Raw genomic sequence first — 22,521 nt, 5'->3', positions numbered from 1 at the left:
GGACGCGAGATGACCAGACCGATACAGGCCAGCCTCGATCTGCAGGCATTAAAACAGAATCTGACCATTGTTCGCCAGGCCGCGCCGCATGCGCGTGTCTGGTCGGTGGTAAAAGCCAACGCGTATGGTCACGGTGTCGAGCGTATCTGGAGCGCGCTCGGGGCCACCGATGGCTTTGCATTACTTAATCTGGAAGAGGCGATAACGTTACGCGAGCGCGGCTGGAAAGGGCCGATCCTGATGCTGGAGGGATTTTTCCATGCTCAGGATCTGGAAATTTATGACCAGTACCGGCTGACCACCTGTGTACACAGCAACTGGCAGCTCAAAGCGTTGCAAAACGCGCGACTAAAGGCACCGCTGGATATTTATCTTAAAGTGAACAGCGGGATGAATCGGCTGGGCTTCATGCCTGAGCGCATGCTTACCGTCTGGCAGCAATTGCGGGCGATGGCGAATGTTGGCGAAATGACGCTGATGTCGCATTTTGCCGATGCGGAGCATCCTGATGGGATTTCTACGGCGATGGCGCGTATTGAGCGAGCAGCAGAAGGGCTGGAGTGTCGGCGTTCGTTGTCTAACTCGGCGGCAACCCTGTGGCATCCGGAAGCGCATTTTGACTGGGTTCGACCAGGCATTATTTTGTATGGTGCTTCGCCGTCCGGTCAGTGGCGGGATATTGCCAATACTGGATTACGTCCGGTAATGACATTAAGCAGCGAGATTATTGGTATCCAGACACTAAAAGCAGGAGATCGTGTGGGCTATGGCGGTCACTATACCGCGCGCGATGAGCAGCGAATTGGCATTGTCGCCGCCGGATACGCCGATGGTTATCCGCGTCATGCGCCAACCGGTACACCTGTTTTAGTGGACGGAGTACGCACCATGACGATAGGGACAGTCTCGATGGATATGCTGGCGGTTGATTTGACGCCTTGCCCGCAGGCGGGAATTGGTACGCCGGTTGAGCTGTGGGGCAAGGAGATCAAAATTGATGATGTCGCCGCCGCTGCCGGAACGGTAGGCTATGAGTTGATGTGCGCGCTGGCGTTACGCGTGCCAGTTGTGACGGTGTAACTTGCTGTTAGCCGGATAAGACGCACAGCGTCGCATCCGGCGATACAAACTACATCAAATTTTAGATTCGGCTTCGTCCTCTGCCACCCGAACGCCGATCTTCAACACGGCATTATCTTCTTTCTCAGCCACCGTCCAGATCATCCCGGCAAACTCCACCTGGTCACCGACAACCGGTGCCGCGCCTAACAACTGCTGAACAATTTCACCCAGTGTTTGCTGTTTATCGCGATATTCCCGGCCGTCTTCCAGACCATATATCAGCGCCACATCAGCATATTTGGCGCTGGCTTCGAGAATGAAGTCACCAAAGAAGCGTTGATCCAGCGCGACTGGCGGCGACTGGCTGAACAGTTTACCAAGCGCCGGAAGATCGCGCTCCCGACCAATTACACACAGCACATCGCCTTCGCGCAGTCGGGTGCTGCCGGTGGGATGAAGCAACTGGTTATCACGAAACAGTGCCGCAATACGCGTCTCTTTTGGCATATGCAGATCGCGCAGTGCCGCACCCACGCACCATTTATCGGCACTTAACTGATAAACAAACTGCTCCCACGGGTTTTCCGGGTGAATATCCAGGCCAACGCGTGATACAGGACGTCCGACGGGCGGAACCACGACTTTGGCTTTTTTCGCTGCCCACGAGAGTGATGTTCCCTGTAATAGCAGTGAAACCAGCACCACGAAGAAGGCGACGTTAAAGAACAAGCGCGCATTTTCCAGCCCCGCCATCATCGGGAATACTGCCAGAATGATCGGCACCGCGCCGCGTAATCCCACCCAACTGATAAACACCCGTTCGCGCAGATTGAAGCCGCGGAACGGTAATAATCCGGCAAATACCGACAGGGGACGGGCGAAGAAAATCATCCATGCGGACAATATGAGCGCCGGAATGGCAATAGGCAGCAGGTCGCTCGGATTAACCAACAGGCCGAGCACGAGGAACATGGCGATTTGTGCCAGCCAGGCGAGGCCGTCGAAATTTTGCAGAATGCCGTAGCGGTTGCGAATCGGGCGATTACCCAGCAGAAAACCGCACAGATAAACTGCCAGAATACCGCTGCCTTCCAGCGCCGTGGTTAAAGAGAAAATCAGGATACCGCCGCTTAATGCCAGCAATGGATACAAGCCCGCAGGCAGAGCAATGCGGTTAATCATTTGCAGCAGTAAATAACCACCGCCAAGACCGATCACAATTCCCAGCCCAAATTGCTGCAGAATATCGACAACGAACATCCAGCTAATAGTGCTTTCATGATGCTGGATCATCGCAATCAAGGTAATCGTCAGAAAGACGGCCATCGGATCATTGCTGCCGGATTCTATCTCCAGTGTTGAGCCAACACGTTCGTTAAGTCCCTTGCCGCCAAGCAGAGAAAAGACCGCTGCGGCGTCGGTGGAGCCGACAATGGCACCGATTAATAAGCCTTCAATCAAATCAAGATTAAACAACCACGCCGCCATCATGCCGGTTAAACCTGAGGTGATAAGCACGCCGACTGTCGCCAGTGAAAGCGCCGGACCTAATGCAACGCGAAATGAGCTGGCCTGGGTTCGCATCCCGCCGTCGAGCAAAATAATTGCCAGCGCCAGATTACTTACCATGTAGGCAAAAGGATAATTATCAAACGGAATGCCGCCGACGCCATCGACGCCCGCCAACATGCCAATCGCCAGGAAAATAACCAGAATCGGAATGCCAAGGCGGGAAGAAAATGAACTAAGTAAAATACTACTGGTGACAAGGATGGAGCCTAAGATGAAAAGGCTAATGATTGTTGCGGCATCCAACGGTCGGTTACTCCTGATTACGCTGTCTCGTACTATAAACCCTACCATATTCACGGCAGAAACAGCGTTTTACTTGGCCCTGAAGCGTGATTTTTTTACGCTTTCAGAACAGGATGACCGCTTATTGTCATCCGTGTGCCTCTTTTATCGTTATTGAGTATGGCATGTGCGCCCAACGGCAGTGTAACCGTGCGTTGTTCATGACCAAAATCGAGGCCGGTGATGAGTGGGATCGACAGACGAGAGCGCAAGAACGCGTAAACTGACTCCAGGTTGTAACCCGCGTCATAATCATTTGGCGCGCTGCCACTGAAACTACCGAGAATGATCGCGCTCTGACGATGTAAAATACCTGCGTGATAAAGCTGTAACAACATGCGCTCGACGCGGAAAGGATGCTCGTTGATATCCTCCAGCACCAGAATGCCGTTCTCGATTTGCGGCATCCAGGGCGTACCAATCAGCGAAATCAACATCGCGAGGTTGCCTCCCCACAACGTGCCTTCGCTCTGACACGCCGGGCCTTCCCCTTGCCATTCAATGGCGAACGTTTCATTACGTAACGCCAGCCAGAAATGGTGCTCGGTAAAGGCGTTCAACTCATCCGCGCCAAAATTCGCCACCAGCATCGGTCCGCTAAAGGTGATGACATTGCCTTGCGCCAGAAGAGCGCACTGAATGGCCGTAAAATCGCTATGCCCGCAGATGAGCAACGGATCATATTGTTGGCGAGTTACCAGTGCCTGCCAGTCAATGTCTGCCAGTAAGCGACTGGCACCGTAACCGCCGCGTACTGCCAGTACGATAGTGTTGGGTGAGGTCAGCCTGGCAAGGGCATTGATATCCTCCAGTCGCTCCGTTTCCGTACCAGCAAAACGCTCACAGCGTCGGGCAATGACCTCTACGTTATTGACCTGATGACCTGCATCCGTCAGGCGTTGAATACCGCGCTGCGCGGCGTGCTGATTAATGCAGTAACCCGACGGGGCGATTAAGTGAAACTGAGACATGGCAATTCCTTGCTGACAACAGAAACGAATTGTATATCATGCCGCTTAGGTGTGCTGTTGTCACCTCAACGGCGATTCCAGGCTATAAGGATAGATGAAGTGAAATTGAGATGGTTTGCCTTTTTGATTGTGTTATTAGCGGGTTGTTCATCTAAGCATGACTACACGAACCCGCCGTGGAACGCGAAAGTTCCGGTACAACGTGCAATGAAGTGGATGCCAATAAGCCAGAAGGCCGGTGCGGCCTGGGGTGTCGATCCACAATTGATCACGGCGATTATCGCTATTGAATCGGGCGGTAACCCAAACGCGGTCAGTAAGTCGAATGCGATTGGTCTGATGCAGTTGAAAGCCTCAACGTCCGGACGTGATGTTTATCGCCGCATGGGGTGGAGTGGCGAACCGACAACTAGCGAACTGAAAAACCCGGAGCGCAATATCTCAATGGGGGCGGCTTACCTGAATATTCTGGAAACCGGCCCGCTGGCAGGAATTGAAGATCCGAAGGTACTGCAATATGCACTGGTGGTGTCATACGCCAACGGAGCTGGCGCGCTGTTACGGACTTTCTCATCAGATCGGAAAAAGGCGATCAGTAAAATCAACGATCTGGACGCTGACGAGTTCCTCGAGCATGTAGCGAAAAATCACCCCGCACCGCAGGCACCGCGCTATATCTACAAACTCGAGCAGGCACTGGATGCGATGTAACTCAGTCGCGTATTTTGTCCGCTTTCTCCCGGGCTTCCCGTTCGAGTGAGAAAATAATTCGCTGTAATTGCCGCTCCACCGTCGGGCCGACGTTAAGAAAACGAAAGCTCAGACGGGGAGTGGAGATGGTTTCATTTTTGCCATCAATCAATTTGCGTTCGCTGATAGCCAGTAACTGGGCGTCAAAGTGAAAAACTCCCCATTGTCCCATGTTGACCTCAATCTGTGCGAAGCGCATGCCTTCGTGCAATCCGGCTGGTTTTTCCGTTTCCAGCAATGCGCCCATGCCACCTAACGATAAATCATACAGGCGAAAACGTAACGTACTGTTATCTGCCAGTTTGGTCTGGCAATAATAAGGCGGATGAAGTGGGGCGGAGATGCGAAAATATCGGCGTCGTTGTACAAACCATAAGGCGGGAGGGAGTGTGGTGATGAACGCAGGAAGCTGCAAATACTCACTTTGCTGTAATTGTTCAACAGTAAACTCGACTTTCGCCCCCTGAGTTTCGGCGGTAATAGTAATGTGCTGCGCTTTAAGCGCTGCATTATTGTCTTCTGGTTGACTGCCGTGATCCAGCACCAGTTTATCAGGGCTTATTGCCAGTATTTTGCTGATCAACTGACCGCCTGACCAACTGATACGCAAGGGAACAGCGGCTTTGTGCAAATCGCGTAAAATGCCCAGGACTGCTAACGGATTTTGTTTCAGGAACTGCTCATGGTAATGACTCACGCGGAAAAACTCCTGACCGACAAACTGTCTTTGGTTTATCGGTAGTGATTAACAAAACTTAATACAAATGCGTGAATATTTTTTACACGTTGATCTTAAATCAACCGACAGACGCCAGCATCGATCCAGCCCTTGCCTATACTTAGAGCGTTGACGTAAACATTTTCTGCGTCCGATTCATCGAAACGAGGGCCTGAACATGGGAATTATTGCCTGGATTATTTTTGGCCTGATAGCCGGCATTATCGCCAAGCTGATCATGCCAGGGCGTGATGGTGGTGGATTTTTCCTGACCTGTATTCTCGGGATAGTCGGTGCGGTTGTCGGCGGCTGGCTGGCGACCATGTTTGGCATTGGCGGTTCCATTAGCGGTTTTAATTTGCACAGCTTCCTGGTGGCGGTGGTCGGCGCTATCCTGGTTCTGGGGGTATTTCGCCTTCTGCGAAGAGAATAAGATTTTCATAAGGCGGATAGCGGTGCTGACGCCGCTATCCGCTTTCAAATCAGAACGTATACTCCACACCTGCCCAGAAATTACGCCCTTCTTCAATAAACCCTTCGCTGTAGGCATATTTCGTATCAAACAGGTTATTGACGGACGCATTGACGCTGAAGCCATGACCTAAGGCGTAATCGGCACGAATGTGGGTCACCGCAAAACCGGCGGCTTTTTGTGAACCGTCGCTGTTGCTGTAACTGGAGGAACGCGCCTCTTCCGACAGCGTTACGCTTAACGGCTCCCACGGTTTGAGTGTCATCCATGCAGTCATTGTCTGTGTCGGCAGATCGGTTATCTTGCCGATATCTTTGCGTTTGGCATCGGCATGAATCAGAGCGTAGCTCAATCCTACATCCAGTACATTGCTGATTTTCCCCTTAATACCGGCATCCAGGCCACTGTAATCTACCGTGCCGCTGTTCTGGTTTTGAATGGTATCGGCATCGATATTGTGTGAAAGGATGGCGTCACTTACCCGGTTATAGTAAACGCTGACTTCAAATCCCCAGGCGCGGGTGAAAGCGCCATTCCAGGTTAAATCCACTCCGCGAGCGCGTTCTGGCTTAAGTTGTGGATTAACAATGGCTATCTGGTTATACGCCGGTTTGGACGTGGTATAGCGTTCTTTCAGTGTCGGGAAGCGCGTGCGGTCATAGTATGAAAGCGCCAGCGTGTCTTCATTGGCAAAGTGGTATTTCCCCATCACCTGCCAGTTAAAAGCTGACTGATTGTTGTCGTCATAATGGGTGATGCTGCCATCTTTTTCGTGTTTTTTCGCTTCTACGCTATCACGCCAGTCATAGCTGATCCCGGCCACAACATCCAAATTATCAGCAGCAGCCCATTGATATTCACTGGCGAGCGACCAGGTACGATCTTCATAGCGATCGTAAGCGGCGTGAGGTTCACCTTTTTCCCGGTGTACGTCATCCTTCCAGTTAACGGCAAACGACAGCAGATCGTTTTCACGTACATCGGCCGCCAGTTGTAATCCGGCACCATCGCTGTAATCGGAATAGTGACTATAGCTACCGTTTTTACTTTTCAGATCGGCCAGCGAGTTGTACATCATGAGAGTATTTTCAAAGGTGTCGCGATACAGCCGGCTTTTCAGGGTAAAACGGTCGTTTAGCTGTGTGGTTCCCTGATAGTAAAAACTTTCTTTGTCATACTCCGGCCACTGCCAGTAGCGTGACTTTTGGCCACTGTTTCCGCTGTATGGCGGGTTGTCTTTTTCGCCATCCTGCTTAATGTAAGTCAGCGTGTATTCATCGTTTTCACGCGGTGTAAAACCGAGCTTCACAATGCCGCGTTTGTCATCGGCAGATGAGTTAATCATCTTGCCGTGCTTGCCTGCAATATCATTATTAACACCGTGTGGCAGGCCGAGAAAATCCTGTTTTAGCTGGCTGCCGCTGACTTGCAAGTATCCCAGATCGCTGCTGGCGGCAAATGAAGCGTGCATATCGTAGGCGTTGTCCTGACTACGGCTCCATCCCTGACGATATCCCAGACTCGCTTCCAGCGGTTTGGTCGGTTTCTGAGTGGTGATGTTTATGGAACCCCCCATCTGATTAGGTCCCTGTAGCAGTGAGGAATACCCTTTGGAAACTTCGACCGCGCCCAGATTGTTGGTTAAAATCCGCGCCAGATCGAGGTTACCATCATAGGGAACATAAATGGGGACGCCGTCGAAATAGACCGGCACCTGACGGCTATCAAAACCACGAACTTTGACCTGTTCTTCGTTGCGGCTGCCTGATTTTTGCAGCACCACGCCGGGAACGACACTTAATGCCTGAGCAACATTTTGTTTATCCAACGCCTTTATGGTGGGTTGATCGAGAATGGTGGTCGTCGTCGATGATACAGGGCTGGACCATACAGTCAGTGTATCGCTCTCTTGAGCTGCTACGGCCTGCTGGGCAAGTGCAATTGATAATGCTGTGCAGAGATAATGTTTTTTGAATCTCATAAAATAAATTCCGTTTAATAAAGAATTAAAAAGAGGCTTTGGGTTTCAGACTGACTTTGATATCAGCCGGTGCCGCGTAATAAGGCGCGGAGGTAATAAACAGTCGGATGCCACAATCGAGGTAATTTTTGAGAGTTGTCAGATTAATTCCACCCGTCAGAGCCAGCGTGCAGTGAGGAGCCAGTGACGGTGCTTTTTGCGCAATTTCCGTTGCCTGCTGCGGACTAAATTTGTCGAGCTGAAGTACGTCTGGTTGCGCGCGTAACGCGGCAATTGCCTCTTCAGGCGTATCGGCTTCAACAACGATTTTCTTCTCCGGTGCGTGGCGACGTAACTGAGCGATTGCGCCCGACCAGTCCTGCTTGTCGGCAAGAAAATGACGGTGGTTGGCAAACAATAATATGGTCTCCGCACATCCGGCACGGTGAATCAATCCCCCTGCGGCCAGAATTGCCTGCGCTGTCAGTAAACGGGTGCCGGGGATCGCTTTTCTGGTGCAGGCAATATTGCCATCGGAATAACGTTCGCGAAGCAGCATCAACATTTGAGCGAGATAATCAGACACGCCGCAACTCCACTCCAGCACGTTCTGGACTGCTTTCCACCCCTGATGAAGTGCTGCGGCATTGCCATGTGCCCGGATTAGACGCTGACCCGGGTTCGCTAGTGAACCGTCGCTGACAGCATCATCGATGGTTAATCCCAGCGTGGTTAACATCTTGCAAGCCACCGCCACGCCACTGACGCAGCCGCCCTGGCGGTGAAAAAAATCAATAACACCAGGCTGTTCACCGATGCCTAGTGCACGTGTGGTCAGGTCACCGCCCTGGATATCCTCCAGAAGTAACGCATCGATTTGTGCCTGAGAAATGAAAATCATCGCAGTGCCTCCTGTGGCACGCTGTCCCACCAGATGAGTGCCCAGTCGCGGCTGGCAGGGGCGAGGGCGCGAGCATCCTGTTGTTGATACCAGCGATATAACCGTTCGCGTTCATCGTCGTTAAGCGTGCCGAGACTCCAACTGACGTTCTGCTCAAAACGTTCCCAGGTACTGTTATCCTGTTGGCAATTTTGCCCACGGATAAAATCAACGTGAGCATAAATTCCCATCTGATACAGCACGTTAAGTGCAAAGATATAGTTGGGTAATTCGATCACTTCCCGACCTGCCGCCCGCTGGATGGCAGGGGAGACGAACGAGGTACTGACAAGATGGGTGGTATAGACGCGTAACCGTGCCTGATTATTCAGTTTGGTCATCGCCTGGCGCATGTCAGCCACCAGCGTGGATCGGGAAGCCACGGCAATATCGCAGCGTGGCAGGTCACTCCAGTCCTCTTCCCAGGCGCGTTGGATCCAGTGGACATTGTCGGCCTTCATCGCGGCGGCGCGACGGGCGGCAACGTTCAGCATCCCCTGACTGTAATCAACGCCATAAACGGTAGTGACTTTATCAGCCAGTGCCAGTGACACAGTGCCCGGTCCACAGCCCATATCGAATAAGGAATTTGCGCCCTGCAGGTCAATTTTAGCGATCAGTTGTTGCAGATAGCTGTCCGTTGGCGAGGCGCAATTCTCGGCCATTTTTTCCGCCCGTTGATCCCAGTGATCTGGCGTTTTTTCTGTTCGGTGAGCCAGCTTTAATTGCTGAAGATAAAGGTCTGCAAAATCAATATCATCAATGAGCATGATTGTTCCTTAGCGTTTAATGGCAGAGAGGTGATGATGAATCTGGGCGGCGGAAACCCGATACAGGGCTGCCAGTTTGTCCATTGTCAGTTGTTCAGCCGGTAAGCCTTGTGTTACGCGTCCATCTGGCTCAACCCGGATAACGCTGTCGGCAATGGCGTTAGCATGTAGCGGATGATGGGTCGACATCAGCATCGTCATTCCGTTATTTTTTAGCTGCGCCAGGGTGTCCAGCAGTTGGATCTGATGACCAAAATCGAGGCTGGAGGCAGGTTCATCCAGTAACAACAAGCGTGGTTGCTGAAGCAGGGCGCGGGCGATTAATGCCATCTGGCGTTCACCGCCGCTAAGGGTATTCCAGTGCCTTGTCGCCAGATGCGAAATACCCAGCTTTTCCAGTTGCTCTGTGGCTTTCAGGCGTTCTTGCTTACCGGGGACGGAAAACGTCCCCATTATTGGAGTCAGTCCCATTAACACCATGTCCAGTACACTGAAAGCAAAAACACCGTCGTGCGCTTGCGGCACCCAGGCAATAGCTTGCGCGCGCTGGTGATGGCTAAGTTTCTGAACAGGTACGCCATCCAGCAAAATCTCGCCACCTGACAATGGAATCACGCCAAGAATGGTGCGCATCAGCGTAGTTTTACCGCAGCCATTGGCTCCCAGCAGGCAACAAATTGATCCCTGAGACAGGTTGAAGGAAACGTCGTGTAGCACCGGATGGCGGGAGTAACCCAGAGAAGCATGACGGACGGCAAGCAAAGTCACTGGCGACCTCCGCGTAACAACAACAGCAGAAAAAATGGTGCACCAACAAAAGCGGTCAGAATGCCGAGCGGGATTTCTGTTGTCCCAATGCTTCGCGCCAGTGTGTCGGTGAGCAGAAGCAGAATGGCACCTGTAGACATCGCCACAGGCAATAGTTGCTGATGGTTGTGACCAGTCAACAAGCGGGCAATATGTGGGACGACGAGGCCGATCCAACCAATAATTCCTGCTATTGCCACTGTGCTGGCGGTGATTAGCGTGGCGCAGATAATCAACCCTAACCTCAGGCGCGCAACATTCAGCCCCAGCGAGCTGGCTTCATCGTCGGAAAGTGTGAGTAAATTCATGCGCCAGCGGAGGAAAAACAGGGGCAGGGAGCCAATTAGAATGATCGGCGCAGCGTAGTAAAGATCACGCAAGGTTACGGTGGACAGCCCTCCCAGCAACCAGAAGGTTATTGAAGGTAACTGGGTGTAGGGATCGGCCAGAGTTTTTATTAGCGAAATTCCGGCTCCGCATAGCGTACCCAGCGCAATACCGACCAGTACCAGAGTTAAGACCGGATCGTGGCGGGTAACCCGGCGTGTAATCAACCAGACACCCGCGACGACCAACAGTCCGCCGCAAAACGCGTACAGTTGGATGTAAACAATCGACAATCCCCACAGGATTGCCGCGCAGGCTCCGAGTCCGGCACCCGCGGAGACACCCAGAATATCTGGTGAAACTAAGGGATTACGGAACATACCCTGATAGGTGGTTCCCGCCCCCGCCAGCGCAGCGCCCAGTAACAGCGCAGCAAGAATGCGCGGTACGCGGATTTGCCAGAAGACAATGTGTTCCTGCACTGGGACATCTTCTTGACGAAGAATGAGCGCCAGCAACTGCTGCATATCGAGATGATAAGCCCCACTTACGGCAGCAAAAGTGATGCTGATGGCTGCCAGCAGCAAAAGCAAAATAAACCCGTTCACTGTTCTCATTAGCTCGCCACCATTTTTTGATAGTCGGCGTCACTTAATGTGCTATGCCAGAACAGTTGGGCGTAACGCTGCATATCATTTTTAAACTGGCTGTTGACTACGGGATCGAGCCAGGCATGCAATCGGCGTAACCCCAAAAGGCGATTGATTCCTGGTGGGGCATCCAGCCAGCCAAAGGGCAAGCCAGTTAAAAATAAGATGCGTCGTTCCGCGACAGCTTTTACCCCCTGCCAGAGCGGGTCGTTACGGATAAAGTCAGCAGTGACGGGATCCTGAACCAGAATAATATCCGGCTGCCAGCGCAGCAGGTTTTCCATGGATACTTGCGCCAGCCCATGACGATCGGCAATTTGTGCAACATTGTGCAGACCTAATAATTCTGCCGCCTCAGTATGCAACGAACCTTGTAAACCTGTTTCCAGCCCCCGGGCACCACGCGCGGCATAAAAGCGAATGTTGGCAGCGGGCGAGGCGGCGAACGCCTGAGCTTCACGAACGAAACGGTTGGCGAGACTGGCTTGTTCTGCGGCGCGGTTTTCTTCGCCTAACGTTTTGCCCAGCGTTGTTAACTGTTCTGCGGATTGCTCCAGTTTCCCGTTAAGCAATAACCAGGGGATTTGTGTCTGCTCGCTAACCTGCCGGGCCTGGGAGATCCAGGTGTCATCTGTATTGCCGCAATCAACGACCAGATCGGGCTGCAATGCCATCAGCCCTTCCATCGAGAGCGAACTGGCGCGCCCGGCAAGCCGCCCAAGTTTAGGTAAATGGCGAATCGCCGGGGGTAATGGAATAGCCGCTTCGCGGGCAAAGTCAAAGGAAGAAAAACCGACCAGTTTTTCCGGAGCGACAGCCAGCAAAAGCAGATCCGCAGGCGCACCAGCGCTGACTATGCGCGTAATCTTTTTTGCGTCGGGGAGCATCGGTGAGGCCCAGAATTTAACGGGTTGTGCAAAGGACGGCAAATGATACAGGAGCAGGGTGGATGCAAGAGCCTGCGTAAACATCCGTCTGGTTAGTGGCATGAGTAATATCCTGACAATCAAAACCGCTATATATTCGCATATACATCGATAAAGATCATGTTTGATATCAAGATTTATTTAAAGAAACAGATTGGTCTGCTTATTTGCTAAACAGCATTTTGTTTAACAAGAAAAATTATCAGGGAGAATGGGAGACAGACAAAAATATAAATAGAATCGTAATGATTAATAAATTGATAATGCAAGATTTAACGCTTGCTCTGATATAAGGCGGCTAAGGTATAGAATGTATAATGAGCGATTTTTGATATTTCATGGAAAAAATGGGCAATGCCAATTTAATGTGCGGAATGACATTGCCCGATATACAGTAAATTTAAGGCGTAGGTTCCGCCTCTTTTTGTTTAACCGGCGGTGTTGTTGATTTACTGAGTGGGCGACTTGCCGGAACGTTGTCACACGGTTGCGCTTTCGGGCAGATCAAATCCAGCATTTTCAGCGTCACGCCGTTGGTCCAGCCAAAGCCATCCTGCAACGGATATTCGCCACCGCCGCCACCTGTTCCGGTGGTGCTGACATCATATTTTTCGACCAGCTTTTTCTCCCGGTCATAAGTGTGTTGAACATTGGTCAGGAAATTCCAGCTAATATCCATCGCCACCTCATTTTGCCCGTAGTTTTGCAATCCTTCGGTAGCAACCCATTGCAACGGTGCCCAGCCATTTGGCGCATCCCATTGCTGTCCACTTTTCACCGAGGTGGTGTTCAGTCCGCCAGGTTGCAGCAGATGCGTTCTGGTCGCCGTTGCCATTTTGCTGGCACGATCTTTCGCCGCAGCGTTGACATACAGCGGGAACAGGGCGGCGGCAGTTAACTGATTGCGTACTTTATGGCTCTTCAGATCGTAATCGGCATACCAGCCTTGCTGGTCGTTCCACAGGTATTTTTCGATCCCTTGCTGACGGGCATTGGCTAATGTTTCATATTGACTGGCCATCGCGTTATCCCCGGCGGCTTTACTGGCGCTGGCGAGAATTTTTTCCATTTTATACATCAGACTATTAAGATCGACCGGCACAATGCTGGTGGTGCGCAAGGTATTTAACTGCTGTGGATTATCCATCCAGCGCGAGCTGAAATCCCAGCCAGATGCGGCGGCGGAACGCAGGTCGCGATAGATTTCCGTAGCGGGGCGACCGGGATTGCTTTTGGCTGTGGCGATATCTTCCACCCACGATTCCGGACGCGGTGTATCGCGGTCGTCCCAGTAGCGGTTAAGGATAGTGCCATCCTTGAGCTTTACAACGCGTTTTTCCTGTTGCCCGGCTTGCAGGTTTTCAACGCCGTCCATCCAGTAAGCATATTCTTTTTGCAGTTGCGGCAGATACTGTTTCAACGCTGCATCGCCTTCATGTTGTGCCAGTAACTCCACCATCAGGGCAAAGAAGGGTGGTTGTGAACGGCTCAAATAATAGCTGCGATTACCGTTTGGAATATGTCCGTAAGTGTCTATTTCATAGCCAAAATTCGCCACCATATCCGCAACTTTATCCCAGTGACCGCTTTCAGCAAGCCCCAGCATAGTGAAGTAGCTGTCCCAGTAATATACTTCCCGGAAACGCCCCCCCGGCACGACATAGGGTTTCGGCAACGGCAGCAGAGAGTCCCATTTTTCGGTGCTTTCGGTTGTACGGGTTAATACCGGCCAAAGCCCATCAATATGTTCACGTAGCGACTGTCCCTTTGGTGGGATGTGTTTCTCGCCTTCTTTTGGCAGGGAGAAATTGACTTTCACGAAGTGACGCAAATCAAACCCGCTCTGGTTCTGTTGCATCCGGTAATCAGCGAGGATCATCAGCGGATCGCTGTTTGGCACGGCGTCGGCAAAGGTTTTTTGATCCGGAAAAAGTTTGGCGTTTTGTACATCGTCAAACAACGGTCCCAACAAAATATCAGGCGATTGTGGTGTGACGGCAATTTCTTCCGCTTGTGCCGATAGCGCGGCAAAACACAAAAAAAGTGTGGTGGGAATTAACGCCATTCTTTGTGGATGACGAGGGACACGTGGTTTCATCAATCATTCTCCTTTGGCGATACCGAACAAAACGGTATTCAAGTATCAGAAAACCTTAGTTCAGGATCGCCGTAAGGACATGATTGAAATCTTATTCTGCGAACTGACAGACAAATCTGACGGAGAATCTAATTTAACTCTGATGCCTGAAGCGTTGTGCTTTTACATCCAGGGTTAATGTCTCTTCAGGTTGTAGCGCATACAGTTTCTCGCCCTGCTGACAAACCCAGCCAATGCCCAGTTCACGGGCAATTAAGGCGCTGTGGGATACCGGGCTTCCGGCGCTAAGACAGATGCCTTTAACGACAGTCGGGTCCAGTTGCAACATGGTGGAAGGGTAAATATTCTCCGCCAGTAAAATAGTCGGCGCGCTAAATTGCGGCAGTTCTTCTTTCGTCTGTGTCAGGTGGAGCAGGGTACGATGCAGAAGATCGTCTACATCAATATAGCGAGCTTGCAAATATTCATCATCAAGCTGCTGATATTGCTGGCTAAGTTCTTTAAGAACCTGCTGCCAGGCATATTCTGCTGTGCAGTGTTCATGCTGAAGGAGTTCGCTTGCCGCCGCCAGTAGCTCAGGATCGTCTAACAGAGTATGGTGGCCGGAAAAGATCGCGGCGATATCGTCGAGCCCGTTTGCCTCTGCCTTTGCCGATAAGGCCATCAAATCTAACAATGTGAAGTCAATCGCCTGGCGTAATCGTTCCTGTTCTTGTTCCGCTGTCAGAGTTGATTTCGCCTGCACTGTGCATAAAACCGGTTGATAATAGAAGGCTTTACCCGTGACAGGAGGGACTGGGCGCAGAGTCGGTGGCGCTATCTCTTCCGTTTCACCAAAGTTATCTTCAGCCAACTGGCGGAAAGCGGCCAGCGCCTCTTCAGCTTCAGGCCCTTTCACAATCAGGCGCAGAGTATCGTTATAGCGGACTTGTAACAGCGCAATCTGGTTAATACTTTCCGGCGTGACGCATTTACCGTTTTTCTCCAGCAACATGTCCGCATTAAATACCGATAAGGTATAGACCAGTCGGGAGGCCGGGCGCACGTGGAGGCCGTTACGGTTTTTAATCACCACCGCCAGAGAACGAGCCTCTTCATCGTGCGGAGGGCATATGTCAGAGATTTCACTGTCGGATGACGGTAAACCCAGTTGTTCGCGTTTGGCTTCCAGCGCATGCATTGCGTCATGGATAACCTGGTTGATATCCGCACCTGACGCCGCGCTGACCGTCGCAGCCAGCGTCCCTTCAACCAACGGTGCGGCGCACAACCGTACTTTTGCGGCGATCTCTGGCGCAAGCAATTCCAGTGCGGTTTCTGCACTCAATAACGCGCTCCCCATATCCATCATGACCAGCACATGGTCGGCATCGGCAACGGATTCGATGGCTTCCATCACTTTGACGGCATCGGTGCCGATGGGATTTTGTGGATCATCAATCCCCGCGGCAACGGCGATTTTACAACTATCGCTCATCAGCATCTGACGGGCTAATTCACCAACACCTTCTCCCAGTCGGGCGCTATGTGAAACTATGACCAGGTTTACCATCACCAATTCCTTACTCTTTCGCGGCTAAAGCCAGCATTTTCATCATAAACATCACGGAGGTCGCGCCAGGATCCTGGTGACCGATACTGCGTTCACCGAGGTAACTGGCACGGCCTTTGCGGGCTTGCATCGTAATCGTGCTTTGTGCAGCGGATTCAGCGACGCTGCTGGCAGCGTCGAGCGCCGCCGGAACAGAGAGATTTTGCTCGCAGGACTGACGTAACGACTCAACCACCGGCACCCAGACATCGCACATGGTCTTATCGCCGGGCTCGGCTTTTCCCCGGCTGATTACGCCATCCGCACCATCGCGGAACATCTGATAAAGCTCTTCCAGCGTCAGGCTTTGTCGTGCCTGAGTTACCTGTGCGGCGCGAATAAAAAACGTACCGAACAGCGGACCACTGGCACCGCCGACGCTGGAAAGCAACGTCATACCGGTATTTTTGAGGATGAAACCAATATCCTTGTCCTCGATGGCGGGTAGTTTCTCCACCACTTTGCTAAAGCCACGATTCATATTCAGCCCGTGGTCAGCGTCACCAATTTCACGGTCAAGGCTGGTGAGATAATCGCTCTCTTTGCTGAAAATTTCTCCACAGCGAGTGAGCCAGTTAACAATCTGTGTTCTGCTCAGTGACATCATCATCTCCTTATTTACCCCAGTTGAGTGCCGGGGTATGGACCGGGGCGTCCCATAGTGCCAACATTTCGTCATCAACTTTCAGTAAGGTGATAGAAAAGCCGGACATATCCAGTGAGGTGCAGTACGCGCCAATTAAATTACGCTCGATAGTCAAACCCGCTTGCTGACAACGCGTGGTCAGGCGGTTATAGACGCCGTATAGCTCAGAAAGCGGTGTGGCACCAAGATTGTTGACCAGTGCAATCACCCGATCGCCAGACTGTAGCGGCTGTTTGGTTTGCGTCTGTTCCAGCCAGTTTCCTTGTTGATAATCCCAGAAGCGCAGCGTGCGATGATATGCGCCATTTTCCAGCAGGGTATCGAACATTTCATCGACGGTTTGATTAAGGGAAGAGAAGGGGCGACGGTCAATACCTGGTTCACCATGAATGCCAACGCCAAACTCCATCTCATTATCCGCCAACGTAAAAGACGGTTTGCCTGCGGCAGGAACGGTACAGGCACCGAGGGCGATACCAATTGAGTGACCCTGATTATTCAACTTACGCCCCAGTTCTGCACAGGCGTCCAGTGAGTCGCCACGTTCCGCCGCCGCACCCACCAGTTTTTCAATTAATACCGTGTTGGCAACGCCGCGCCGCCCGGCGGTGTAAAGACTGTCTTTCACCGCAACGTCGTCATCGACAACCACTGTGGTGACTTTTACGCCGCTGTCGTGCAGTAATTCTGTTGCTGTTTCGAAGTTAAGAATATCGCCGGTGTAATTTTTGATAATCAGCAGCACACCTTCGCCGCCATCAATTTGCATGGCGCATTCAAAGATTTTGTCTGGCGTCGGAGAGGTGAATATTTCGCCAGGACATGCCCCCGAGAGCATTCCCTGGCCGATATAACCGCAGTGCATCGGCTCGTGTCCGCTGCCGCCGCCCGACAGTAGAGCGACTTTTCCTGCAACGGGTGCATCAGCTCGGGTGACATACAGTGGGTCCTGATGCAGCGTCAGCGAAGGATGGGCTTTCGCCAGCCCTGCCAGTTGTTCGTTCAGTACGTCTTGCACATCATTGATCAATTTTTTCATTATTTTGCTCCAGCATTTACGGTAGGGCATGGATGATGTTCAACGATACGGCGACCACTGACTGCCGATGAATCCATTGTGCATCAGGCAAGGGAAAAGAAAATTAACCCAAATTGCGTTTCATAATGGAACATATGCTTTAATGAATGTTTCATATTGAAACTTGGATGTGTCTTAATACTAAAAATTGCGAGCCGGAACACCTTTTGTCATAAGTGAGCGGAATATGAATGGCGGTTTTAACGACGATAGCCGGGGGCTTTCTCCCTTAATTGCAGCCTCCTGGGAGCGATGCTGTAAGCTGATGAAACGGGAGTTATGGAGCAAACCGCACCAGGCACAGGGCGTAACATTTGCTTCTATTTGTCGGCGTAAAAAGGCGATGCTGACGCTTGGGCAAGCGGCGCTGGAAGATGCCTGGGAATATATGGCACCCCGAGAGTGCGCCCTGTTTATCCTTGATGAAACGGCCTGCATTCTTAGCCGTTATGGTGATCCGCAGACGTTGCGCCAGCTCAGTCTGCTGGGATTCAGCGACGGTACATATTGTGCTGAAGGGATCATTGGCACTTGTGCATTATCGTTAGCGGCTATCTCCGGTCAGGCTGTGAAAACGAAGGCCGATCAACATTTTAAGCAGATGCTTTGGGATTGGGCATTTTGTGCAACGCCACTGTTTGACAGCAAAGGGCGATTGACGGGGACGATAGCCCTGGCGTGTCCGGCTGAACAATCGACGGCAGCCGATTTGCCGTTGACGCTGGCAATTGCTCGCGAGGTGGGGAATTTACTGCTGACGGACAGTTTGCTTGCTGAAACTAATCGGCATTTAAATCAGCTTAACGCCCTGTTAGAAAGTATGGACGATGGGGTGATTAGCTGGGACGAGCAGGGTAATTTGCAATTTATCAATGCTCAGGCGGCGCGTGTTTTGCGTCTGGACGCGACGGCAAGTCAGGGCAAGGCGATCACTGAGCTGTTAACGTTACCCGCCGTTTTGCAACAGGCAATAAAACAGGCGCATCCGCTCAAACATGTGGAAGCGACCTTTGAAAGCCAGCATCAGTTTATTGATGCGGTCATTACCCTTAAACCAATAATAGAAACGCAGGGAACCAGCTTTATTCTGTTGCTGCATCCGGTGGAACAGATGCGGCAATTGATGACCAGTCAATTAGGCAAAGTTAGTCATACATTTGCCCATATGCCGCAGGACGATCCGCAAACCCGCCGCTTGATTCATTTTGGCCGTCAGGCGGCGCGCAGCAGTTTTCCTGTTCTACTTTGTGGGGAAGAGGGCGTTGGTAAAGCCCTGTTAAGTCAGGCAATTCATAATGAAAGCGAGCGGGCAGCAGGGCCTTATATCGCCGTCAATTGCGAGTTATACGGTGATGCGACGCTGGCGGACGAGCTTATTGGCAGCGATCGCCCGGAGAACGAAAATGGTCGCCTGAGTCGGCTGGAACTGGCGCACGGCGGCACGTTGTTTCTTGAAAAAATTGAATATCTGGCAGTGGAGTTACAGTCTGCTTTATTACAGGTTATCAAGCAGGGGGTTATCACGCGGCTGGATGCGCGGCGTTTAATACCGATTGATGTCAAAGTCATTGCTACAACGACCGCGGATCTGGCAATGCTGGTGGAACAAAATCGCTTTAGCCGGCAACTTTATTACGCGCTGCATGCGTTTGAAATTACTATCCCGCCGCTGCGTATGCGGCGCGGCAGTATTCCGGCGTTGGTGAATAACAAGCTGCGCAATCTCGAAAAACGTTTCTCAACCCGCCTGAAAATTGATGACGATGCGCTTGCCCGCCTGGTTTCTTGTGCATGGCCCGGCAATGATTTTGAACTGTACAGCGTCATCGAGAACCTTGCCCTGAGCAGCGATAACGGGCGAATTCGCATCAGTGATTTGCCTGAACATCTGTTTACCGAACAGGCGACAGATGATGTCAGCGCCACACGTCTTTCAACCAGTCTGTCATTTGCGGAAGTCGAAAAAGAGGCAATTATTAATGCAGCTCAGGTTACGGGCGGACGTATTCAGGAAATGTCTGCATTACTGGGGATTGGTCGCACTACGCTGTGGCGAAAAATGAAGCAACATGGCATTGATGCGAGTCAGTTCAAACGCCGTGGATAGTGGGAGAGTATGTACTCTCCCGTCTATGACTTGCTAATTAATAGCGACCATGACCAGGGCTGCCATGATTTGGCCCACCATTCGAGGGGGGCATTGGCTTACCGGAGGCCGCAGGGCCACGAGGGCCATCGCTGTGGCGGTGATGATGGTGAGGAACACAAGCACTTAACAGGCTGGCGAAGACAATTGCTAACAGGCTGAAGGTAAATGTTTTTTTCATGACAAACTCTTGAACGGTTAATGCACTGTGATTGTTATCACATAAAAGCCATATTGTTAATATTGCCAGGAGTCTGATTATGAATTTCGGTAACTCAGAATTGGAAGTAGCAGCGTAGCAGGTAAAAAAAAAGCCATTATGTGCAACTCACATAATGGCTCATTATTAACCGCTCGGGTATTACGCGGAATTAGACGTTGAACAGGAAGTTCATCACATCGCCATCTTTAACGATGTAATCTTTACCTTCTGCACGCATTTTGCCCGCTTCTTTCGCGCCTTGTTCACCTTTGTAAGTGATGAAATCTTCAAACGAGATGGTTTGTGCACGGATAAAGCCTTTTTCAAAATCGGTGTGGATTTTGCCAGCAGCCTGCGGAGCCGTTGCACCAACCGGAATGGTCCATGCGCGCACTTCTTTCACCCCAGCGGTGAAGTAAGTTTGCAGATTCAGCAGTTTATAACCAGCACGGATCACACGGTTCAGACCCGGCTCTTCCAGTCCCAGTTCCTGCATAAACTCGTCACGTTCTTCGTCGTCCAGTTCGGCAATGTCTGCTTCAACAGCAGCACAAACCGGAACCACGATAGAGCCTTCTTTCGCCGCAATCTCACGCACCTGGTCAAGATACGGGTTGTTTTCAAAACCGTCTTCGTTGACGTTGGCGATGTACATCGTCGGTTTCAGAGTCAGGAAGCTCAGGTAACGAATAGCCGCTTTCTCTTCTGCGCTTAAATCCAGCGCGCGCAGCATACCTGCGTTTTCTAGCTGTGGCAGACATTTTTCCAGAACCGCCAGTTCGGCTTTCGCGTCTTTATCGCCACCTTTGGCCTTCTTCTGTACGCGATGAATTGCACGTTCACAGGTGTCGAGATCCGCCAGTGCCAGTTCGGTATTGATAACGTCAATATCGTCCGCCGGGTTAACTTTGCCGGAAACGTGGATGATATTGTCATTTTCAAAGCAACGAACAACGTGGCCGATCGCTTCGGTTTCACGGATGTTGGTCAGGAACTGGTTACCCAGACCTTCACCTTTCGACGCGCCTTTTACCAGACCGGCGATATCGACAAATTCCATGGTGGTGGGAAGCGTGCGCTGCGGTTTTACGATTTCAGCCAGTTGATCCAGGCGTGGATCGGGCATTGGTACGACGCCGGTGTTCGGCTCGATGGTGCAGAATGGAAAGTTGGCCGCTTCAATACCGGCTTTGGTCAGCGCGTTGAACAGGGTAGATTTCCCGACGTTGGGCAAACCGACGATACCGCATTTGAATCCCATGATTTAAATCACCTTAATATCTTAATAATCAACCTGTTATCGTAAACAGATTGTAGAAATGGAAATAACTTTGCCTATTATACACGGCACTCGGCAAAAATGCCGCAGACAACGACTTATTGCGCTTTAAAGGCGTGCAATCGGTTCGTTGCTTTGGTCAGGCCATCTGTAAACCACATTTCAGTACAACGTGCCGCTTCGTCGATGGCGTCATCAATTAACTTCTGTTCACTAACAGGTGGTTTGCCTAACACAAAGCCGACAACTTTGTTTTTATCGCCCGGATGACCAATTCCGATGCGTAAACGGTGAAAGTTAGGGTTATTACCTAATTTACTGATGATGTCTTTCAGTCCATTGTGACCACCGTGGCCACCGCCCAATTTAAATTTGGCGACGCCAGGAGGCAGATCCAGTTCGTCGTGGGCGACCAGAATTTCATCCGGGTTAATGCGGAAAAAACTGGCCATCGCTGCGACTGCTTTGCCGCTGAGATTCATAAATGTAGTCGGGACTAACAGGCGGACATCTTCTCCTCCGAGAGTCACTCGTGAGGTATAACCGAAGAATTTAGCTTCTTCCCGTAGAGGGGCGCGTAAACGCTCCGCCAGTAAGTCAACGAACCAGGCACCAGCATTATGTCGCGTTGCTGCATATTCAGCGCCGGGGTTCGCCAGGCCGACAATCAATTTAATCGTCACGTTTTTTTGTCCTGAGTGAGTACATAACTGGCGCGTAGTTTACTGGTTGCGGCCCCGCTTGACAAAAAACAGCGCCTTATATGCTGACAACACAATAATTGCCTCTACAGACTATTAGAAAGTCAGGGTGTTCAGATGGTTATTTGTAAAGTTTTGTTGAAATAAAGGGGGTAATTGTGATCACACCCGCACATAAGCCACAGGGTGTTGTCTATACTTTACACATAAGGATGAGGGGTATTCCCTGTTACAACCCAGAAAGTTCCGGAGGTGACATATGAAACGCAAAAACGCTTCGTTACTCGGTAACGTGCTCATGGGGTTGGGTCTGGTGGTGATGGTGGTTGGCGTGGGGTATTCAATCCTCAACCAGTTACCACAGTTTAATATGCCCCAGTATTTCGCACATGGTGCAGTGCTGAGTATTTTCGTCGGTGCCATTCTCTGGCTGGCGGGTGCCCGTGTTGGTGGGCATGAACAGGTGTGCGACCGTTACTGGTGGGTTCGCCACTATGACAAACGTTGCCGCCGTAGCGATAATCGTCGTCATAGTTAATGTATAATGCAGTTTACTGACCAGTCAGTTTGCGC

Annotated in this window: 21 protein-coding genes; 5 read left to right on the top strand and 16 right to left on the bottom strand. The window is 51.3% G+C overall.

Annotated features, from left to right (window positions below; translation table 11 throughout):
- Positions 1 to 9 precede the first annotated feature (9 nt).
- Entirely contained in the window at positions 10 to 1,080 is a 1,071-nt protein-coding gene (gene dadX, locus A1WG_RS00655; RefSeq protein ID WP_000197889.1) for a catabolic alanine racemase DadX, read from the top strand.
- A gap of 54 nt (positions 1,081 to 1,134) precedes the next feature.
- On the opposite strand, the gene A1WG_RS00660 is transcribed toward dadX, so the two are convergent.
- Both A1WG_RS00660 and ldcA read right to left on the bottom strand, forming a co-directional pair.
- The gene (locus A1WG_RS00660; protein ID WP_000338390.1) at positions 1,135 to 2,877 is read right to left on the bottom strand and encodes a potassium/proton antiporter; all 1,743 of its coding nucleotides are present in this window, start codon (positions 2,875 to 2,877) and stop codon (positions 1,135 to 1,137) included.
- A 95-nt stretch (positions 2,878 to 2,972) separates the two neighbouring features.
- Entirely contained in the window at positions 2,973 to 3,887 is a 915-nt protein-coding gene (gene ldcA / locus A1WG_RS00665; protein ID WP_001516542.1) for a muramoyltetrapeptide carboxypeptidase, read from the bottom strand.
- Positions 3,888 to 3,986: 99 nt separating this feature from the next.
- Here ldcA and emtA point away from each other — a divergent pair, with 99 nt between their 5' ends.
- On the top strand, positions 3,987 to 4,598 hold the full coding sequence (gene emtA / locus A1WG_RS00670; RefSeq protein ID WP_001516541.1) for a membrane-bound lytic murein transglycosylase EmtA: 612 nt from the start codon (positions 3,987 to 3,989) through the stop codon (positions 4,596 to 4,598).
- 1 nt (position 4,599) lies between these two features.
- On the opposite strand, the gene A1WG_RS00675 is transcribed toward emtA, so the two are convergent.
- A complete protein-coding gene (locus tag A1WG_RS00675; RefSeq protein ID WP_000020127.1) occupies positions 4,600 to 5,334 on the bottom strand; it encodes a flagellar brake protein YcgR in 735 nt (244 codons plus the stop codon).
- A 199-nt stretch (positions 5,335 to 5,533) separates the two neighbouring features.
- Here A1WG_RS00675 and A1WG_RS00680 point away from each other — a divergent pair, with 199 nt between their 5' ends.
- Positions 5,534 to 5,788: a GlsB/YeaQ/YmgE family stress response membrane protein gene (locus A1WG_RS00680; RefSeq protein ID WP_000511315.1), complete on the top strand. Its 255-nt coding sequence runs from the start codon at positions 5,534 to 5,536 to the stop codon at positions 5,786 to 5,788.
- A gap of 49 nt (positions 5,789 to 5,837) precedes the next feature.
- On the opposite strand, the gene A1WG_RS00685 is transcribed toward A1WG_RS00680, so the two are convergent.
- From A1WG_RS00685 to dhaK, 10 genes are all read right to left on the bottom strand, one after another.
- Complete coding sequence (locus A1WG_RS00685; protein WP_001516540.1) at positions 5,838 to 7,808, bottom strand: TonB-dependent receptor plug domain-containing protein; 1,971 nt, start codon at positions 7,806 to 7,808, stop codon at positions 5,838 to 5,840.
- 25 nt (positions 7,809 to 7,833) lie between these two features.
- Positions 7,834 to 8,688 carry a ModD protein gene (modD, locus tag A1WG_RS00690; RefSeq protein WP_001516539.1) on the bottom strand — a complete coding sequence of 285 codons (855 nt, stop codon included), beginning with the start codon at positions 8,686 to 8,688 and terminating at the stop codon, positions 7,834 to 7,836.
- Complete coding sequence (locus A1WG_RS00695) at positions 8,685 to 9,497, bottom strand: class I SAM-dependent methyltransferase (protein ID WP_000903986.1); 813 nt, start codon at positions 9,495 to 9,497, stop codon at positions 8,685 to 8,687. The genes modD and A1WG_RS00695 overlap by 4 nt, the downstream gene beginning before the upstream one ends.
- Before the next feature lie 9 nt (positions 9,498 to 9,506).
- Complete coding sequence (locus A1WG_RS00700; RefSeq protein WP_001516538.1) at positions 9,507 to 10,265, bottom strand: ABC transporter ATP-binding protein; 759 nt, start codon at positions 10,263 to 10,265, stop codon at positions 9,507 to 9,509.
- Positions 10,262 to 11,248 (bottom strand): FecCD family ABC transporter permease, encoded by a 987-nt coding sequence (locus tag A1WG_RS00705; RefSeq protein WP_001261268.1) that lies wholly within the window; start codon positions 11,246 to 11,248, stop codon positions 10,262 to 10,264. Before A1WG_RS00705 ends, A1WG_RS00700 begins: the two co-directional genes overlap by 4 nt.
- The gene (locus tag A1WG_RS00710) at positions 11,248 to 12,270 is read right to left on the bottom strand and encodes an iron ABC transporter substrate-binding protein (protein ID WP_001516537.1); all 1,023 of its coding nucleotides are present in this window, start codon (positions 12,268 to 12,270) and stop codon (positions 11,248 to 11,250) included. Before A1WG_RS00710 ends, A1WG_RS00705 begins: the two co-directional genes overlap by 1 nt.
- A gap of 337 nt (positions 12,271 to 12,607) precedes the next feature.
- On the bottom strand, positions 12,608 to 14,305 hold the full coding sequence (locus tag A1WG_RS00715; protein WP_001516536.1) for an alpha,alpha-trehalase: 1,698 nt from the start codon (positions 14,303 to 14,305) through the stop codon (positions 12,608 to 12,610).
- Between the two features lie 133 nt (positions 14,306 to 14,438).
- Entirely contained in the window at positions 14,439 to 15,857 is a 1,419-nt protein-coding gene (dhaM, locus tag A1WG_RS00720; protein WP_001516535.1) for a dihydroxyacetone kinase phosphoryl donor subunit DhaM, read from the bottom strand.
- A 10-nt stretch (positions 15,858 to 15,867) separates the two neighbouring features.
- A complete protein-coding gene (dhaL, locus tag A1WG_RS00725; protein WP_001516534.1) occupies positions 15,868 to 16,500 on the bottom strand; it encodes a dihydroxyacetone kinase subunit DhaL in 633 nt (210 codons plus the stop codon).
- 10 nt (positions 16,501 to 16,510) lie between these two features.
- Positions 16,511 to 17,581 carry a dihydroxyacetone kinase subunit DhaK gene (gene dhaK / locus A1WG_RS00730; RefSeq protein ID WP_000733746.1) on the bottom strand — a complete coding sequence of 357 codons (1,071 nt, stop codon included), beginning with the start codon at positions 17,579 to 17,581 and terminating at the stop codon, positions 16,511 to 16,513.
- 226 nt (positions 17,582 to 17,807) lie between these two features.
- Here dhaK and dhaR point away from each other — a divergent pair, with 226 nt between their 5' ends.
- Positions 17,808 to 19,727: a dihydroxyacetone kinase operon transcriptional regulator DhaR gene (gene dhaR, locus A1WG_RS00735; protein ID WP_001516533.1), complete on the top strand. Its 1,920-nt coding sequence runs from the start codon at positions 17,808 to 17,810 to the stop codon at positions 19,725 to 19,727.
- Between the two features lie 37 nt (positions 19,728 to 19,764).
- Here dhaR and A1WG_RS00740 read toward each other — a convergent pair whose 3' ends face one another.
- The 3 genes from A1WG_RS00740 to pth all read right to left on the bottom strand — a co-directional run bounded on the left by A1WG_RS00740 (position 19,765) and on the right by pth (position 21,930).
- Positions 19,765 to 19,947, bottom strand: coding sequence for a hypothetical protein (locus A1WG_RS00740; protein ID WP_001516532.1), 183 nt, complete (start codon positions 19,945 to 19,947; stop codon positions 19,765 to 19,767).
- Between the two features lie 190 nt (positions 19,948 to 20,137).
- The gene (gene ychF / locus A1WG_RS00745; protein ID WP_000505858.1) at positions 20,138 to 21,229 is read right to left on the bottom strand and encodes a redox-regulated ATPase YchF; all 1,092 of its coding nucleotides are present in this window, start codon (positions 21,227 to 21,229) and stop codon (positions 20,138 to 20,140) included.
- Positions 21,230 to 21,345: 116 nt separating this feature from the next.
- Entirely contained in the window at positions 21,346 to 21,930 is a 585-nt protein-coding gene (gene pth / locus A1WG_RS00750) for an aminoacyl-tRNA hydrolase (RefSeq protein ID WP_000152932.1), read from the bottom strand.
- Positions 21,931 to 22,207: 277 nt separating this feature from the next.
- On the opposite strand from pth, the gene ychH reads away from it, so the two are divergent.
- Positions 22,208 to 22,486 carry a stress-induced protein YchH gene (ychH, locus tag A1WG_RS00755; RefSeq protein WP_000823885.1) on the top strand — a complete coding sequence of 93 codons (279 nt, stop codon included), beginning with the start codon at positions 22,208 to 22,210 and terminating at the stop codon, positions 22,484 to 22,486.
- Positions 22,487 to 22,521: the final 35 nt, after the last annotated feature.

Source organism: Escherichia sp. KTE96, assembly GCF_000408525.1.
Lineage (GTDB): Bacteria > Pseudomonadota > Gammaproteobacteria > Enterobacterales > Enterobacteriaceae > Escherichia > Escherichia marmotae.
The sequence above is the reverse complement of the archived record's forward strand: the minus strand, read 5'-3'. Positions and strand labels throughout refer to the sequence as shown.